The 18,115-nt window shown below is 48.6% G+C and carries 15 protein-coding genes; 10 read left to right on the top strand and 5 right to left on the bottom strand.

All coding sequences use genetic code 11. The features are described 5' to 3' along the window. Positions 1-106: 106 nt before the first annotated feature. Positions 107-907, bottom strand: coding sequence for a cell envelope integrity EipB family protein (locus JNC77_RS06865; RefSeq protein ID WP_374831135.1), 801 nt, complete (start codon positions 905-907; stop codon positions 107-109). 267 nt (positions 908-1,174) lie between these two features. On the opposite strand from JNC77_RS06865, the gene JNC77_RS06860 reads away from it, so the two are divergent. The 4 genes from JNC77_RS06860 (at position 1,175) to JNC77_RS06845 (ending at position 4,108) form a co-directional block, all read left to right on the top strand. Continuing rightward, positions 1,175-1,639 carry a RidA family protein gene (locus tag JNC77_RS06860; RefSeq protein ID WP_374830790.1) on the top strand — a complete coding sequence of 155 codons (465 nt, stop codon included), beginning with the start codon at positions 1,175-1,177 and terminating at the stop codon, positions 1,637-1,639. Beyond that, positions 1,639-2,364: a glycerophosphodiester phosphodiesterase gene (locus JNC77_RS06855; protein ID WP_374830788.1), complete on the top strand. Its 726-nt coding sequence runs from the start codon at positions 1,639-1,641 to the stop codon at positions 2,362-2,364. The genes JNC77_RS06860 and JNC77_RS06855 overlap by 1 nt, the downstream gene beginning before the upstream one ends. A gap of 106 nt (positions 2,365-2,470) precedes the next feature. Continuing rightward, a complete protein-coding gene (locus JNC77_RS06850) occupies positions 2,471-3,667 on the top strand; it encodes a GNAT family N-acetyltransferase (protein ID WP_374831133.1) in 1,197 nt (398 codons plus the stop codon). A 15-nt stretch (positions 3,668-3,682) separates the two neighbouring features. Continuing rightward, on the top strand, positions 3,683-4,108 hold the full coding sequence (locus tag JNC77_RS06845; RefSeq protein ID WP_374830786.1) for an HIT family protein: 426 nt from the start codon (positions 3,683-3,685) through the stop codon (positions 4,106-4,108). Between the two features lie 71 nt (positions 4,109-4,179). Here the strand turns inward: JNC77_RS06845 and JNC77_RS06840 are convergent, their stop codons facing one another. Beyond that, positions 4,180-5,220: a dipeptidase gene (locus tag JNC77_RS06840; protein ID WP_374830784.1), complete on the bottom strand. Its 1,041-nt coding sequence runs from the start codon at positions 5,218-5,220 to the stop codon at positions 4,180-4,182. Positions 5,221-5,543: 323 nt separating this feature from the next. Between JNC77_RS06840 and JNC77_RS06835 the strand changes: the two genes are divergently transcribed. The 6 genes from JNC77_RS06835 to JNC77_RS06810 are packed head-to-tail and all read left to right on the top strand — an operon-like array spanning position 5,544 to position 12,164. After that, positions 5,544-7,142 (top strand): ABC transporter substrate-binding protein, encoded by a 1,599-nt coding sequence (locus JNC77_RS06835; protein WP_374830782.1) that lies wholly within the window; start codon positions 5,544-5,546, stop codon positions 7,140-7,142. Continuing rightward, positions 7,142-8,152 (top strand): ABC transporter permease, encoded by a 1,011-nt coding sequence (locus JNC77_RS06830; protein ID WP_374830780.1) that lies wholly within the window; start codon positions 7,142-7,144, stop codon positions 8,150-8,152. Before JNC77_RS06835 ends, JNC77_RS06830 begins: the two co-directional genes overlap by 1 nt. Continuing rightward, complete coding sequence (gene nikC, locus JNC77_RS06825; protein ID WP_374830778.1) at positions 8,149-9,051, top strand: nickel transporter permease; 903 nt, start codon at positions 8,149-8,151, stop codon at positions 9,049-9,051. The genes JNC77_RS06830 and nikC overlap by 4 nt, the downstream gene beginning before the upstream one ends. Before the next feature lie 9 nt (positions 9,052-9,060). Continuing rightward, positions 9,061-9,888, top strand: coding sequence for an ABC transporter ATP-binding protein (locus tag JNC77_RS06820; protein WP_374830776.1), 828 nt, complete (start codon positions 9,061-9,063; stop codon positions 9,886-9,888). Next, a complete protein-coding gene (locus JNC77_RS06815; protein ID WP_374830774.1) occupies positions 9,888-10,628 on the top strand; it encodes an ABC transporter ATP-binding protein in 741 nt (246 codons plus the stop codon). Before JNC77_RS06820 ends, JNC77_RS06815 begins: the two co-directional genes overlap by 1 nt. 12 nt (positions 10,629-10,640) lie before the next feature. Then, positions 10,641-12,164 carry a serine hydrolase domain-containing protein gene (locus tag JNC77_RS06810; RefSeq protein ID WP_374830772.1) on the top strand — a complete coding sequence of 508 codons (1,524 nt, stop codon included), beginning with the start codon at positions 10,641-10,643 and terminating at the stop codon, positions 12,162-12,164. Positions 12,165-12,242: 78 nt separating this feature from the next. Here JNC77_RS06810 and JNC77_RS06805 read toward each other — a convergent pair whose 3' ends face one another. The 3 genes from JNC77_RS06805 to JNC77_RS06795 all read right to left on the bottom strand — a co-directional run bounded on the left by JNC77_RS06805 (position 12,243) and on the right by JNC77_RS06795 (position 17,954). Next, positions 12,243-13,310, bottom strand: coding sequence for a DUF475 domain-containing protein (locus JNC77_RS06805; RefSeq protein WP_374830770.1), 1,068 nt, complete (start codon positions 13,308-13,310; stop codon positions 12,243-12,245). Positions 13,311-13,567: 257 nt separating this feature from the next. Then, positions 13,568-14,371, bottom strand: a complete 804-nt coding sequence (locus JNC77_RS06800; protein WP_374830768.1) for a bestrophin-like domain — start codon at positions 14,369-14,371, stop codon at positions 13,568-13,570. A gap of 97 nt (positions 14,372-14,468) precedes the next feature. After that, entirely contained in the window at positions 14,469-17,954 is a 3,486-nt protein-coding gene (locus JNC77_RS06795) for an RNA-binding protein (RefSeq protein WP_445482845.1), read from the bottom strand. Positions 17,955-18,115 lie beyond the last annotated feature (161 nt).

The raw sequence follows: 18,115 nt of genomic DNA, 5'->3' as shown, positions 1-18,115 counted from the left end.
ATGATCTCTTCATGCGCATTGCCCCGCATATCACAGCCAAAAAAGAAATCAGTCCAGTGAACTTGTTTCCCTGCAAATACGCATCGCACTTTTGGCTCGAATGCTTTTAGTCACATTTTGCATCCGCAGGCTGGCTGTTATAGAGATCAAGCTTGACCAGTTTTCCACGCATGGAAAAATCACCGTAATCCATAAACAGATCACGCGTCACGCCATTGCGGTATAATTTGAAATTGATGCGGTAAATCGGCAAACCGTCCTGATTTTCCTTGTCATCAAAATAAGCAATCGTGACCGGCCAATATTTGTCTTTGCCCATAGTGCCCAAAGATTTATATTCATCATCTTTGGCCGCCTGTTCTTTACCCAGCATTACGGTGGTAGAAACCACGCGATTGGCATCTTCCGACCCATCAAAAATTGTGGTCTGGTAAAATTTCTCGCCCTTTTCTGCCTTACCGATAATTTCGGTCAGGTGTTTGGTTGGGAAATTGGTTTTACCCAGTTCAATATCGGCCTTTTCCGGCTGACTTAATTTGACCTGCAAATTTTTGGCTTGCAGCTCGGCACTGCCGCGTACTTCCTTGATCAGGTCTTTATCCACAAATGTTTTGTTGACAAAACTGAACTCTTTGCCGTCAGCCGCTTCAAAAGTCGTCGTCTGCTGATCGGTAAGCCGCTGCGGCTGTTCTTCCATATCGATCTGCGTCACAAAGCGAAAATTAGTTGTATAGCCTTCACAGGCGGAGCCATTGAATTCATAGACCATACGACCCTTAAGACCGCTGATTCCCGTTTTGTCATCCGCTTTATCAAGCTGGAGATCATAAACTGCACGATGCGGTGCCAGCATCACTGAAGGTGCAGCCATCGCCGGCACGGATTCCAATGCAAAAACTGCAACCATCAAGCCACCGGAAATTCCTGCCAGAGTGCCTGAAAGCAAAGGCCTTTGCCCTAAGCAGACCCCTGACCGGAACCCTGCCTCTAACCATGTTTGGCAAATGGCCTTTTTCATAAAATGCATGCTATATCTCCCTGCAGAAGCAGTATGATAAAAAAACTCGTGGCGGAATCGAGACAAAAGTCGCAACCTTGCGATATTTTCCACCGATTCTGTCTTGCTCTTGTTATAATTGCACGACACAACACTAAAAGAATTAAGGATCTGAATATGACTGATACAATTGATAGCCGTCTTGCCGCTCTGGGTGTAACCATTCCAGCTTCTGCAGCACCGGCTGCAAATTACCTGCCTTACATGCAGGCAGGCCAGTTATTGTTCACCTCCGGCCAACTGCCGATGGATCAGGGCAAACTGATCCATACCGGCCTTCTGGGCGCTGAAATCGACATTGCCAAAGGACAGGAAACCGCACGCCAGTGTGCAATTCAGGTTCTGGCACAGGCCAAAGCAGCGCTCGGCGATTTAAACCGCATTAAGCGTCTGGTGAAGATCACAATTTTTGTGGCATCTGCGCCAGGCTTCACCGAACAGCACGTTGTCGGTAACGGCGCATCGGATTTCCTCGTCAATGTACTTGGCGATGCCGGTAAACATGCCCGCTCCGCTGTTGGTGTAGCAGCCCTCCCGTTTAATGCACCTGTGGAAGTAGAAGCGATTTTTGAGGTCGCCTGATGTCATTTGCCCGTTGGTTAACTGAAACCCCTATTGCACATCGTGGTTTGCACGACTTGAACCATGAGTGCTGGGAAAACTCGCTTTCGGCTGCACAAGCAGCCGTCGCCCAAGGTTTTTCCATTGAATGTGATGTTCACCTCACCAAAGACGGTGAAGTTGTCGTATTTCACGACCCCACACTCAAACGGGTTGCAGGGCGCGCCGGGCATATTTACAAACTGACACTGGCAGAGGCGCAAGCGCTCACCATCGGCACCACCCAAGACCATATTCCATCTTTGCGGGAACTGCTTAATCTCGTTGATGGTCGTGTGCCCCTTATTATCGAAGTAAAGGGCACACTGGGTCATGATGACGGCCTCGTCAAAAAAACCGCCGAAGCGCTAAAAAACTATCAGGGACATGCCGCGATCATGTCCTTTGACCATCACATCATTCGGCAATTTGCTTCCGATGCACCGGGCATTCCGGCAGGTCTGACCGCTGAAGGCATGAACCGCGATGCAATGGAAGCGCATTTTTCCATGCTGGCACACGGCATCGATTTTGTGTCCTATAATGTGCATGAATTGCCAAATCCGTTCATCAGCTTTGTGCGTGAAAAACTGCATATGCCGGTGATTACATGGACGGTGAAAAATCAGGCGACCAAAGCCCACAGCGATCTGAATGCCGACCAGATTACCTTTGAGGGGTTTGACCCGCGCGCTCAGCTTGCCTGATAATTCACATTCAAACAGGACAAGCACCAGCCAAACAGGACAAGCAACAGCGCTGGCTTGATGAGCTTCGAGCAAAAAAGTCTTTGAGGAGGATGGCTGCAAGGTGTTGGACGATGAAGATCAAAGCCCTGAATTTCAGCTCCGTGTCGTCAGACAATTTGATGAATTCACGGCCGAAGAATGGTCTTCCCTTGCTGGCACTTCCAAAGAGTATATAAATTACAATCCGTTCCTGTCCTATCATTTTTTAAACGCGCTCGAAAAATCGGAAAGCGCAAGTGCTGCCAATGGCTGGCGGCCATATCACTTGCGGCTTGAAACGTCTGACGGCATTTTGCTGGGCGCAGTACCCGCCTATTTGAAAAGCCATAGCCAGGGTGAATATGTTTTCGATCATGGCTGGGCAGATGCCTATGAGCGCGCAGGCGGGCGCTATTATCCAAAACTACAGTCTTGCGTGCCCTTTACGCCTGCGACTGGTTCTCGGCTTTTGCACAACCGTGACTATGAGCCAGCCGCCATCCGGCAGGCACTGGCACTCGGACTGCAACAACTGACCGACCAGCTCGGCATCTCGTCAGCCCATGTCACTTTTGTCGATGAAGCGCAGTTAAGCCCCTTGAAAACGGCAGGCTTCCTTCGCAGAATCGATTTGCAATTTCACTTTATAAACAATGGCTTTTTGCAATATGATGATTTTTTAAGCGAGCTTTCATCCCGCAAAAGAAAACTCATCAAAAAAGAACGTAAAGAAGCATTAAGCAACGGCATCACGATCGAATGGCTGCAAGGCGATGAAATAACGCCTGACATTCTTGATCAGTTTTTTGCATTCTATATGGATACCGGCAGCCGCAAATGGGGCCGCCCTTATTTAACCCGTGAGTTTTATACGCTGATCGGCAAAACCATGGCCGATGATATTCTGCTGGTGATGGCAAAACGCGATGGCCGCTACATTGCCGGTGCGATCAATTTTATTGGCTCCGATACGCTGTTTGGCCGCCATTGGGGCTGTATCGAAGACCACCCGTTTTTGCATTTTGAAGTCTGCTACCATCAGGCTATCGAATTTGCGATAAAGCACAAACTCGATAAGGTTGAAGCAGGCGCGCAAGGTGACCATAAAATTGCGCGCGGCTATCAACCTGTCCTTACCCATTCCGCACATTATATTACCCATCATGGTTTGCGTGATGCTGTGGCCGATTACCTTGATATCGAGCGTCAAGATGTGATGCGCATGGCTGCAATGCTGCAAGAGCAATTGCCATTTCGCAAACTTCCTGTCCTTGACCCATAAAACGGAGAAGACCCGATGACTGCCGTCTATGACGATAATAATATTTTTGCAAAAATTCTGCGCGGTGAAATTCCAGCACATCGTGTTTATGAAAATGATGATGTTGTGGCATTTATGGATGTAATGCCACAGAGCAACGGACACACATTAGTGATCCCGAAAAAGCCATCGCGCAATCTGCTGGATGCTGCGCCTGAAACGCTGGGCTCTTTGATGGTGGCAGTGCAGCATGTGGCAAAAGCCGTTCAAAAAGCTTTTGAAGCAGACGGCATCACTATCATGCAGTTTAATGAGCCAGCTGCTGGCCAAACCGTCTATCACCTGCACTTCCATATTATTCCGCGCTATGAAGGCATTGATGTGAAGCCACATAGCGGAAAGATGGAAGATAATGGCGTTCTTACCGCCAATGCCGAAAGGCTGCGCGCACAGCTTTCATAAAGACAATAAAAAACGCCGCTTTTAAAGCGGCGTTTTTCTTTAAGAAGCACTCTTTAAATTAAGCACTCCCATTAAGCACCCCAAGTGCGTTCCAGCACGCGGATCCAGTTGTCATGGGCAATCTTGTTGATCGATTCCTGATCATAACCATGCGCACGCAGAGCATCAATCAGCTTCGGCAAGCCGGATGCATCGCCGATTTCTGTTGAAATCGCTGTTCCGTCAAAGTCGGAACCAAGCGCCACATGATCGATGCCCATACGCTCGACCATATAATCAATATGACGGATCATATCTGACAATGGCAGATTCAGGTCGCGCTGACCTTCGCTGTGCAAGAAAGCAACACCAAAGTTGAGGCCGGCCAAACCGCCAGTGTCGCGGATCGCATCCATCTGCTTGTCGGTCAGGTTGCGGCTATGCGGGCAAACGCCATGCGCATTGGAATGAGACGCCACCAGCGGCGCATCGGAAAGCTTGGCAATATCCCAAAACCCCTTCTCGTTCATATGAGAAAGATCGATCATCACTTTCAGCTCGTTACAAGCTTTGACCAAACGCTGACCGGCATCACTCAGACCCGGACCAATGTCCGGTGAGCTGTTGAAACGGAAAGGCACACCAAATGCAAAAATGTTCGGGCGGCTCCAAACAGGACCAAGACTGCGCAGACCAGCCTGATGCATGACATAAAGTTCGTCCAATCCGTCACTGATCGCTTCCACACCTTCAATATGAAAAACAGCAGCAAAAGCACCACCGGCCATCGACTGACGAATATCACCAGCGGTACGGCAAACGCGCAAACCACCCTTTGACGCCATTTCGATTCGGGTCAACAAGGCAGCCATACCAAGCGTTGTTGTCAGTGCATCGCTATGAGCAGGCGTTTCAAAGTTACCTTCAGCATTCAGCTCTTTTGACGGGCTTGGCACATAAATTGCACACAATCCACCTGCCAGACCACCGGTCTTTGCACGCGGCAGATCGATGTGGCCAACCGCTTCACCGTTAATAAAACGCGCTTCAGGATTCGGCTCGGTGGATGTCCATAAACGCAGTAAAACGTCGTTATGGCCATCAAAAACAGGGGTAATTGGAGCTGTTGTCATAACTAGATATGCCTTTATCAGTCTTGGAATTTTAAGTTTGAAGCTTATCACTGTGTAAGGCTTACGCTCTTACACATAAATTGCCAATGCGTTTTATGCATATGTTAGAAATCGCTTGCATAAGTTGGCCATTTATTTTAGCGAACCCTAATCCATTTCCTCATTATGCATTCTGTGCATGACCATTGCAAATTCTGCATTGGAACCCACAAACCCACTCATGATACCGGATGCTAGGAAAAATGCGCCTGGCGGTACAGCTAATTGGGATGGCGCTTTTATGGCAGTTGCTCACGCAGTTGCTTTAACAGGGAGAATAAAAAATGATTTCGAGACGTAATTTTCTGGCAGGTGCCGCAGCGGTACCTTTCCTTTCTTACGCAAGCCTGTTGCCAGCCGTAGCTGCCGGCCGTCAGGACATTCTCGTTGTTGCTCAGACGCTCGACAATATGACGAGCCTTGATCCGCATGAAAGCTTTGAAGCTGTCGGCAGTGAAATCTGCAACAACATGTATCAGCGTCTTGTTCATCCAAGCCTGACCAATCCGGAAGAAATCGAAGGCGGCGTTGCTTCCTCTTGGGAAGCTGACGAAGAAGGCAAAGTCTTCACCTTCAAAATGAACCCGGACGCAAAATTTGCCAGTGGCGCTCCTGTAACTGCTGAAGACGCTGTCTTCTCCCTGCAGCGCGCAATCAAGATGAACAAAGGCGCAGCCTTTATCATCGGCCAGTTCGGCTTCACACCGGAAAATGTTGAAGAGTGGATCACCGTCGTTGACGATTCCACCATCAAACTTTCGCTCGAAACCCCGACCTCCCTCTCCTTCCTGCTCTATTGCTTGTCTGCAAGCATCGGCAGCATTGTCGAGAAGAAGCTGGTGATGGAGCACGCCGATGGCGATGACATGGGTAACGGCTGGCTGCAGAAGAACAGCGCCGGTTCCGGTGAATGGACCCTCGTTTCCTGGAAGCCAAGCGAAAGCGTAGTGATGAACTACAACCCGCATGGTCTTTATAAAGGCAATGTAAAGCGCATCATGCTGCGTCACGTTGCTGATCCGTCTTCACAGCTTCTCATGCTACAGAAGGGTGACGTTGATATTGCGCGCAACCTGACCACCGAACAGCTGCGCGTTGTTGTTGACGATGAAAACTACAATATGGTTCGTCAGAGCGTCAGCGGTATCATGCTGATGTCCCTCAATCAGAACAATCCAAAGCTCACCAATCCTAAGCTTTGGGAAGCGATCAAATGGGCTGTTGATTACGACGGCATCCAGCAGAACATTGTGCCATTGCAGTACAAGGTTCATCAGACCATCGTTCCTGAAGGTTTCCCTGGTGCAATCACAGACAAGCCATTCCAACGTGACCTTGAAAAGGCAAAAGCTTTGATGGCTGAAGCTGGTCTTGCCGATGGTTTCACCATCAAAATGGACCACTATTCTGCACAGCCAAGCCCGGATATTGCTCAGGCAATTCAGGCAAATCTCGCAGATATCGGCATTAAAGTCGAATTGCTGGCCGCTGAAAACCGTCAGGTTCTCACCAAAATGCGCGCCCGCGAGCATGAGATTGCACTGACATCATGGGGTTCAGACTATTTTGATCCGAACACCAACGTATCTGTATTTTGCATTAATGAAGACAATTCTGACAATGCAATGAGCAAGCCTTTTGCTTGGCGTTCGCATTACCAGAACGAAGAGTTCATGAAAAAAGCTATTGCTGCCCGCGATGAAAAAGATCCGGCAACCCGCATCAAGCTTTATGGCGACCTTCAGCGCGAGTTCATTGCTGACAGCCCGTTCATCGTCATGATGCAAAAATTTGAAACTGCTGCTTGCCGCAAAGATGTGACAGGCATGCGTCTGGGTGTGCTTTCTGACAGCCACTCCTATGCAGGGATCGCGAAGGCGTGATGAGGAAACTCCAAAAATTGACTGGTGTACTGGGCAGCGTGTTAATCACGCTGTTCGGTCTTATGGTTATCACTTTTATGATCGGTCGCGTTATGCCGGTCGACCCGGTTATTGCGGCTGTCGGCGATAATGCTCCCGAAGCCGTAATCCAGCGTGTACGCGCTGAAATGGGCCTTGATCAACCATTGGTCGTTCAATTCTACAATTATATTGTCCAAGTTTTGCACGGCGATCTGGGCAATTCTATTCTGACCAGAAATCCGGTTACCAGTGACATCGCACGTTATTTCCCTGCGACATTGGAATTAGCGACATTTGCTCTGATTATTTCAGCTATCATCGGCATTCCGCTTGGTGTTTGGGCTGCGGTACGTCAAGGCTCATGGATCGACCAGACCATCCGCGTGATTTGTCTTGCAGGTCATTCGGTACCTGTCTTTGTATTGGCATTGATATCTCTGCTGGTCTTTTACGCAACGCTCGGCATTGCACCCGGACCTGGCCGTCAGGACATTATCTATGAAGGCATGATCACCCATGTCACAGGCATCATGACCATTGATACCCTGCTTGAAGGTGATTGGGATGCTTTTGTTGATGCTGTAAAGCATATGATCCAGCCGGTTGTCATTCTTGCATATTTCAGCATGGCTTATATCACCCGCATGACCCGCGCTTTTATGCTTGATGCGCTTAAAGGTGAATATGTGATCACCGCGCGCGCCAAGGGCTTATCGCTCAAAGCAGTGATCTGGAAACATGCTTTTCCAACCGTTGCAGTTCAGCTCGTAACAGTTCTTGCCCTCACCTATGCAGGTTTGCTCGAAGGTGCAGTGGTAACCGAAACTGTATTTAGCTGGCCGGGACTTGGACAATATCTGACCGTCTCATTGATGAACGCGGATATGAACCCGGTCGTTGGCGCTACATTGCTGATCGGCGTGATTTATGTTGGCCTCAATCTTCTGGCCGATATCCTCTATAAAGTACTGGATCCACGTGTAAGATGATAACATCTACTTTCAGAAACTGGGCTTTGAGTGAAACCCCGTCTTCACGTGCGCAAGCTGCATGGGGACGCCGCTACCGCTTGTGGCTCAATCTCAAAGCCAACCATTTGGCAATGTTTGGCTTGATTGTGATTTTGGCCTTTGTCTTGCTGTCATTGTTTGCACCGCTTATTGCACCTTATGATCCAAGCGCACAAAATCTTGCCAACCGTTTGTCAGCCCCGACAGCCGAACATTGGTTTGGTACGGACGAACTGGGACGTGATATTTTATCACGCATTCTTTATGGTGGCCGTGTAACCATTGGTATGGTTCTTACAGTCGTCATTTTGACAGCCCCGTTAGGCTTGGCAATTGGTTGTATTGCTGGTTATTACGGCGGCATCGTTGATACCGCTTTGATGCGCATTACCGACGTGTTCCTTGCTTTCCCACGCCTCATTCTCGCACTTGCCTTCGTGGCAGCGCTGCGTCCCGGCGTTGAAAGTGCGGTTCTCGCGATTGCATTGACGGCTTGGCCGCCCTATGCGCGCCTTGCCCGCGCTGAAACAATGACGATCCGCAACAGCGATTTCATTGCCGCTTGCAAACTGACCGGCGCCTCCTCCAAGCGCATCATAGCGCGCCATATCGCACCATTATGCGTACCAAGTCTGGTTGTCCGTATCACCCTCGATATGAGCTCGATTATTCTCACAGCAGCAGCTTTGGGCTTCCTTGGTATGGGTGCACAGCCACCTTCACCAGAATGGGGCGCAATGATCGCAACCGCCAAACGCTTCATTTTTGATCAATGGTGGGTAGCGACCATTCCAGGTGTTGCAATCTTCCTTGTTGCACTCTCCTTCAACTTTTTGGGCGACGGTCTTCGTGACGTGCTCGATCCGAAGCAGAACTAGGACGGGACAATGCTGGTTGATATCCAAAATTTACGTATCGCCTTCGAAACGCGCACCAGCCGTTTCGAAGCTGTCCGTGGCCTTAATCTGAAGCTCGGCAAAGAAAAGCTCGGCATTGTGGGGGAATCCGGTTCCGGTAAGTCCCTCACCGCTCGCGCATTGATGAAGCTTCTGCCACCGATTGCACAGGTTCAGGCCGACAAGCTTGAATTCTTCGGAACAGATATTCTGTCAGCCACCGAGGCTGATATGCGAAAAATCCGTGGCAAACGCGCAGGCTTCATTCTTCAGGATCCTAAATACTCCCTGAACCCTGTTAAAACCATCGGTTCACAAGTTGCAGAATCCTGGCGTACCCATAAAGGTGGCTCGGCCAAACAGGCCAGAGAAGCAGCGGTTGACTTGCTTGATCAGGTTATGATCCGCAATCCGGGCGATGTGGCCAAGCTTTATCCGCATGAGGTTTCCGGCGGTATGGGACAGCGCGTCATGATCGCCATGATGCTTGCACCAGATCCGGAAGTTCTGATCGCGGACGAACCGACCTCGGCACTCGATGCCACTGTTCAGGCTGAAATCCTGCGTCTTATTGACGATCTCGTCTCCAAGCGCGGCATGGGTCTCATTTTGATCAGTCACGATCTGCCATTGGTCTCTCATTTCTGCGACCGCGTCATGGTGATGTATTCCGGTCAGGTGATGGAAGAAATTAAAGCTTCCGAACTGACCCGTGCCACGCATCCCTACACCAAAGGCTTGCTCAACTGCATTCCTTCACTGACGCATCCAAAAGAACGTCTGCCTATCCTAACCCGCGATTCAGATTGGTTGAAATAATGATTTCTGTTGATCAGTTACGGATCAGTTTTGGCGAACGTGAAATCGTCAAAGGTGTATCCTTTGATGTCGCTAAAGGCGACAGTTTTGGTATTGTCGGCGAAAGTGGTTCCGGAAAATCAACGATTTTGCGCGCTATGGCCGGTTTGAACGAAAAGTGGTCAGGCCGCATTTCGTTCAACGGCAAAGATGCACCATTAAAGCGCCCGCCGGAATTTTTCCGTCATGTGCAGATGGTGTTTCAGGATCCGTTCGGCTCCTTACATCCGCGTCAGACCATTGACCGTATTTTGAGCGAACTGTTGCTGGTCCACGGCATCGACAATATCGAGAAACGCATTGCGCAGGCTCTTGATGATGTTGCACTGCCGCAGGCAGCGCGCTTCCGCTTTCCGCACCAGTTGTCTGGTGGTCAGCGTCAGCGTGTAGCGATTGCCCGTGCGCTTATTGCTGAACCTGAAGTGCTGTTGCTTGATGAACCAACCTCAGCACTCGACGTTTCTGTACAGGCTGAAATTCTCAACCTGTTATCGGATCTGCGCGCTGCCAAGAACCTTACCTATGTGCTTGTGAGCCATAATCTGGCTGTGATCACCCACCTGTGCCCGCGTCTGGGCGTTATGCAATTAGGTGAGATGGTTGAACAGCTCAGCGCGGAAGATCTGCGTGAAGGCAATACCAAGCATCCGCATACCACTGAACTGCGTCAGCTGAGTGTAAGTCTGGAAGAACCGGCCTGATCGGAGCTATCAATGTCTTTGGAACTAAACTGGGGCAAAGCCTCCGAACTTGCAAAAAACTTTGCCAATGCCTGGTCTTTAGAAGAACAGGGCCAAGTACCGGGTGGAGCAATTGTCTGCTTTGATGCAAACGGCGTTCAGTTTGCCCATGCAGGCGGTTTGGAAAGCTTGAGCACCCGAACGCCTTTCAGTGCGGATACAGTTGTTCGTTATGCTTCTGTTACCAAGCATGTTTTCTGTGCCATGGTTTTGCAGCACAGCGACATCATCAGCCTAGATGATCGCTTGGGGCAGCACTTGCCGGAATTGCAGGCACCGTTAAGCGATGTGACAGTTGGTCAGGCGCTCGATATGACCGCCGGCCTGCCGGACACCCGCGAATGCCTGACACTGCTTGGCCTCTCCGTTTACACGGAAACAGAAGCCAAACGTTTGATGGAATTTCTTGCCACCTTCACAAGATTGAACTTTGAAGCTGGCACAGAAATTTCCTATTCCAATACAGGCTACCGTCTGGTTGAAACCATTCTGGAGCGTCATGGCTTCCGCTTCAACGATTTCGTTGAGCAAAAAGTGGCGGCAGCACTGGGCACTTTCCTGACCGCCCCTGATGTCTGGAATGACACAGTGCTTGGTCTGGCACCGGGCTACTGGCACAATGGTTCCAAATGGCAGCTAAGCGCTGCCGGTTTGCATATTTCTGCTTCCGGAAGCTTAGCAGGCAGTGCCAAGGCATTGGCCCTTTGGGGTCAAGCATTGGTTTGCAACAGCCACCCCTTTGATGGCGTTTTGGCTCAATTAGGCGCCGACCGTCACATGAAAGATGGTCGTGTCACCGGTTATGGTTTGGGTGTGCGCTGGAATGTCATTGACGGCAAGAGCTTTGTCGGTCACGGCGGTTCCCATCCTGGTTACAAAACCTATCTGCTACTGGATCCGGAAACACAAACCGGTATTGCCGTTGTCGCCAACCGCGAAGACGTCAACACCTACAAGCTTGCCCGCGATGTCATGGCAGTGCTTCATGGTTTGGCACTTCCGCAAGCTTCAAGCACGTTACCGCAAGGTCTGTATGTGACCGAAAAGGGCCCTTACTGGGTTCAGGTCGGTGCAGCTTCCATCAACTATCTCGACAGCGAAGATACGCTCTACGATGTCGGCAATGGTATTTATTCATCCACTTCGCCGTCCTCCCCTGTCTCGCTGAAGGTAGAAGGCGATAAACTGGTTGGTGAAATCGGTTACGCTGCACGGACACTCTTGCCTGTTACACCTAAGAAGGCCGGTGCAGAGCTGGATGGTCACTGGACTGCCGATCTTTACGGCACACAGTTTGATATTGTCGATGGTCATGTGGTGATGGGCATTGGCCCGATCCGCAACACCATGCCACTGGAAGATCTGGGCAATGGCCGTTGGCTGTTTACCCTGCATGACGGCCCTTGGACAAAACGTGTCTGCCTGCATCACTTGGATGAGAATCGTGTTGAACTGGTGTTGAGCCGCAGCCGTATGATGGAATACACACGTAAGTAAACTCAAGTTTACGGTAATGAAAAAGGGCGGAAGAGTTGAACTCTTCCGCCCTTTTTTTATGTCTTGAATTTCGAAATCTTATTCTGGGTTGTTTTTGTTAAAACGAACCGATGCCCAGAACGCGATGCCGATCAGCACTGCACCGCCAAGACCGGTGATCACTTCCGGAATGTGCACCAGCGTCTGCGCAAACATAATGACCGACAGGATCAGGATCGCATAGAATGCGCCATGCTCCAGATAGCGATATTCGGCTAATGTGCCCTTCTCGACCAGCATAATGGTCATGGAACGCACATACATCGCACCGATACCCAAACCGATCGCAATCACGAACAGGTTTTGCGACAGCGCAAATGCACCGATCACCCCGTCAAATGAGAAGCTGGCATCCAGCACTTCCAAATAAAGGAATGCTCCCAAACCACCTTTAGCAGCTGCACTCATGGTTTTTTGCGAGGCATCAAGCAAGCCACCCAATACTTCCACCACCAAAAATGAAACAAGCCCATAGATGGCCGAGAAGAAGAAGCTCACCGCTTTATCATCATCAAGCATGCTGGAAAAAATCAGCATCACGATCAAAACAATCGCAACTTCAATGCCCTTGATACTGGCAAGATAACGGAAAGGACGCTCCAAAAATGGTATCCAATGGATATCTTTTTCTTCATCAAAGAAGAACTTCAGCGCCACCATCATCAAAAATGCACCGCCAAATGCTGCAATCGGCAAATGTGCTTCCTGCATAATACGGGCATATTCTTCAGGCTTTGCTGCTGCCAAAATCACGGCTTCAACCGGATTAATTTTCGCTGCAATCACCACAATCAATAGCGGGAAGATAACGCGCATCCCGAAAACTGCAATGATGATACCCCAGGTCAAAAAGCGATGTTGCCAGACCGGGGTCATATCCTTCAACTTGTTGGCATTGACGATAGCATTGTCAAAAGACAATGAGATTTCCAAGACTGCGAGCACCGCACAGATGAAGAACACAGAGGCCATGCCGCCAAGCGTGCCCGTCGACTGCCAGCCAAGCCAAGCACCCAGTGCCAAACCAACGACAGTGACGATAATCGCCCATTTGAAATAGCCCCACGTCGTTGTGGAGGTTGTTGATGAAGAAGCAGTTGGCGTCATTTGCTCTGCTCCTGCATGTTCAAAGATAACTCAAAAAAATAGGGAAAAAAACACGCATCATTACTGACACGCGTACAAGACACGGAAAAATGTAGCATTTTGCTTTATCCGCCGGCTGATTTTGCTGGCGGTACCGACATCACGAGAGCGCCGCTAAACTCTCGCCAGAGGGGCCCGGCACCAGACTATATCCTTTTGATATACTACATGCGAAGCATGCCAAGGACCCCTTATATGTAAGCCTTCTGTCGAAGGCGTCAAGAGAGATGCTTGTTCTTCAGCATTATTTCATATTGCAAATCTTGCGAGACACGTTGTTTTAGTACACTGGCATCAAGTCTTCCTGCACCCGCATAAGGGTGTACATGCAGCGCTAAAATCCACATGCAAACTACCGCTGTAAATGTATAGATCAGCATGGCTTGAACGGCTGCACGCGGCCGATCGGCATGGGTGGCGGCCAAAACGATGGTGGTAATCAGCGTCAGACATAGCACCAGATACCATTTATAATTATTGATGGAATTGTTGCCCATCGCAAGGCGGTCATTGCGGGCATCTTGTAATTCATCAAAATCCTGCACCAATTGCGACACAATCGGATCCGGTACATTGCTTTCTGCCAGATTAAGCAATCCCACACGCATTTCCTGCAATGCGTGCTCCACCTCGACAACCGGCTTAACATTCAAATGATCCGTCCACTCTATTTCTGAAACGGCCACACGATAGGTTTTAACGGCTTTGTTCAGTTCAGCCGAGTTAAGTGCATCTTCCGCCGTCATACCCTCCAATCTTGAAAGGGAAGAGCGTTCTGCAGAAGCCGAGCGCGATGCTTCTGCATTGATCGACCACACATCAGCCGCTGCAAAGCCAAGAGCCAATGCCCATGCAGTTGCAACAGTGCCGAGAAAAGCGGCCACAGGCATGGAGGTTGGATATTTTCGTAATTGATAATTAAAACATTTCAGAGCCAGCAAACCAATGCTGACTGAAATAAGGCCGCAAATAAAAAAGACCAATAAAATAGTGAATGGCGCCCAGGTAAATATAGATTGCATCAGCCGCTCCCCTTCTGCGCCAGCATGCTCAAGTTGAACTTATATATGCTAATATGTCTGCTGAAAGCTATAAGTTTATTTTAACAAATGAAGCAGCTTAAAATTCGAAAATGGTGCGGAAAATACCCGGTGCAATTGCGGAAATCGGATTAACGGTCACTTTGGGAGACTTGGCTGAGCCGGATAATTTATAAGTAATACCAATCAAGCCGCGGTCCCGGCCATTGCCCAATAATGCCCCAAAAAGCGGAATATCGGCAAACATCCGGTTAAGACCATAGGCAGGCATGAAAGTACCGGTCATGTTCATATTGCCGGCAGGATCATAGAGTGTGCCTTGAAAGGTTGTACCAACAACCGGCCCGCGTATAACGCCTTTTGACAAGTTTGCATAACCTTCGCCCTTTTCAATCAGAGCATAGCCGCGCTCAATATCAACACGTGACACGTCAATATCGTGCTTAACTGCTTGATTGAGACTGGCACCGCCCGGTGTCGGGGAACTCGAAACAATGGATGACAAGCGTCCCTCGCCGAGGATGGCAAAGTTGCGGGCATCAATTTGCCCATGAAGCGGATTTTTGCCTTGTGCGGCAAGACCCACGCTAATCGTGCCACCATGAACTTTGTCGTAAAAATCAAAGAAACGCAGCATAGCACCAGCATCGGATGATTTAAGCGAAACAGAACGGGCATCATTTTGCGTATTGCTGGTGGCAACGAATTCTTTGCCAGATTCAGTCGAAGCATTAACCGAAAAGCTGGAAATCTTCTTGGCCATGCTTTCATAAGAAATCGCAAAATTCATCAATTTCTCATTATAAAAACCATTCAATTTGTCAATTTGGCCATTCAAAACAATACGGTTTTTTCCCAATGAATCACTTTTGGAAGAAGATTCTGTATCTCCTTGACTTAATTGCTTAATCAAGGCACGGGCATCAAAGCTTGAACCCCGCAAATCAACACCGTAACCATCTTTGATGCGGCGTAGTTTCAAAGATAAATTATCGCTGCTGGTCAGCTGGATCTTTTTAAAATCTGCGGATGCAAGACCTGATTTATCAATGTTGATATCACCGGCTATTTGGAAACCATCACCACTGACAATCAGATCCTTAATCGCCATATCAGCGGCATTTTCGTCCGGTTTACTGTAGATCAGCTCGGCTTTGGCGGCGATGCCTGCACCCTTTTTCCATCCCAACCACGGCAGATTAATTTCGGTATTTTTAAGATCGATACCAATCGCACGCTGTTTGTTCTTAACCAAACCGAGCTTGACCACCATCGGCCCTGAAAACACTGTATTAATATCCGGAAACAGGGCAGCGCGCGCTTTATCATCGATTGTCAATTCAACAAGCTGTTGTTTCAACACCGTTTTATCTTCAACAGGTTCAACCATTGAGATTTTGGCAGGCATATTATTCAGTAAAGCATTAGCGCTGATATGTGCTGCTTTCGGATCAACTTTGATTTTGCCATCGGCACGGGTGATGATCTGCCCGTCAATCGGCTTGTTGATTTCCACCCCATTAAAATCAATATCCGCATTCCATGTATAAGTGCCCGCCGGTGCATCTTTATTGACCGCAAAAGAGACCTTAACCTGCGATGTAACATCGCCTTTGATATCAGCCGGTTTAAAAGGCAGATGCCTTGAAATATTGATCGGGCGCTTGCCCAGAATTTCAGCCACAGCATCTGCATTGCCTTGTAGTCTTATATCCAGATCGGCCATGACAGGGCGCTGGCGTCCCCAAGGGATAAAGAGCGTGCCATGACTGACATCAAGTTGTCTGTTTTCCGGTGTGAAAGACGTTCCCTTATCGAGATTGATAGTCGTATGTGCACCACGCACTTCAATATGGCCACCAGCCTCACGCAATGGCGGCAAATCACCAATCACATCAAGGCGTGTATTTTGAATATCGAAATCAACCTGAACTTCTTCACCGGTTAATTCCGGCAACTGATCCTGCCCGTTGAAATGACCGGGCGGAATAGCGACATCAATACGTCCATTACTGAGCTGGCCACCAAAGAGGTTTTTTAACACCCATTCACGAGCCCCGTCGGCAACATCAACCGGCCATAATTGTTTGGCCTGTGCGACCGGCATTTCCGGCACCCGTAACAAGAATATAATTCCTGGCGAACCTTGGCCAAAGCTCAAGCTTCCCTGCCCGTAAAGTGATCCATCCGAAGTTTTGACGTCGAGATTGTTAAATTCAAGCCGATTTTCCTGGATATCAAAGCGTCCTGCAACACGACCTGCGAAAGACAATGGCGCTTCGCTTGATTGCTCAGGCGCACTCACAGCCTCACTTGTTACGATTTCAAAACGATAACCGTTATTATTGTGGTTTTTTGCATTAGCATTGTCCGCAGTTTCATGCAGCGCACCATTATTATCTTCAGGGCCAAAAGCACCATTAAACTTTAACTTTACCCCGCCCAATTGCAGATTCGAAGACAATATTTCAACTTTCTTGGTATCATGCAGTAATTCCAGATTAAATTCGGCCTGCCCCAAAATATCGTTGATACGTCCGACTTCCAGATCAATATCTGAAAATTTAATTGCGGCATTCAGTTTCTGCGGTTGCTCATCATTTGTCGTCTGACCGCTTAATGTCACACTTGCATTGGAAGAAAGGGAAAAATGCGCCGGATTGACACGATTTTCAGTACCAACCAATGCCTTTACCTGTGGCGGCGACCCTAAATGGACAGGAATACCATCGAGCTTAAGCGAAAATTTCTGAAACATGCCATTTGGGCGGTTAATCTGACCATCTAAAATGAGTGGTTTACCATGCCAATCAAAGGCGCCTTTCAACAAAATAGCATCATTGTGTTCTTCAATTGAAGCTTCTGAAATGGCAAAGGTTTCCTCACCTTTTGCAGCCGGATATTTCATAATCATATCTGAAATCCGGATCGCCTGTGTCTGGCGTTGTGAAAGTAAAGATAAGGCTTCATTAACGCCATCAAAAACAAGCGTTGAAGCCGCATCGAAATCAACTCGGCCTTGACTGTCATAAGGCAAATTTTGCAGAAAATTATTATTCTTTCCGCTGTCACTTAGACTGATTTCAACCCCGGAGACTTCCGCACTCTTCACTTCAATTCTACCAAGCAATAACGCTAAAGGCGAAAGCCCCAGTTTAAACGAATTGATATGCCTGATATCAAGCCCTCTTTGAGCATCAATAAGCGCTACATCAGTGGCTTCAATAGCTAAATTATTGGTCTGGTCGAGTGAAATACGTGCCTTACCGACCGATATTTGACTATCATCACTTAAAAATTGAGCGATATTTTTTTGCGCTTCTGCGCGTAGAAATTCACTGTCAAAACCACTGCGTAAAACAAAGAATGTCGTTAGGATTATTATTGCCGCCAAAAGTGGAAGAGAAAGAAAGCAATATAACAGATATTTTGAGCCGGAACGTTTTGGAGTGAAGTCTTTTACAGTCGGATGAGCGCAAATATCCTCACCTTCAGCCAAAAGACTGCGCTCTATTCTTTCCAGCTCTTTTTTGGAAAACCGAACTTTGCTAATCTTCTGTCTCAATATCCTGACGCCACTATGCTTGTTTGTTACTGCAAGCCAAAACTTGTATGTCGAATCTCGTGCAACATCACTATGAACAACCGGTAACGATTCGTAACTGATAAATCAGTATAATTAACAGAGTGCTGCCGGAAACAATCAAAAGCAACCAAGCCACGCCT

The organism is Paenochrobactrum pullorum (assembly GCF_041929845.1).
Lineage (GTDB): Bacteria > Pseudomonadota > Alphaproteobacteria > Rhizobiales > Rhizobiaceae > Paenochrobactrum > Paenochrobactrum pullorum.
Note: the sequence above shows the minus strand (reverse complement) of the source record. Positions and strands in the feature narration are given on the sequence as shown.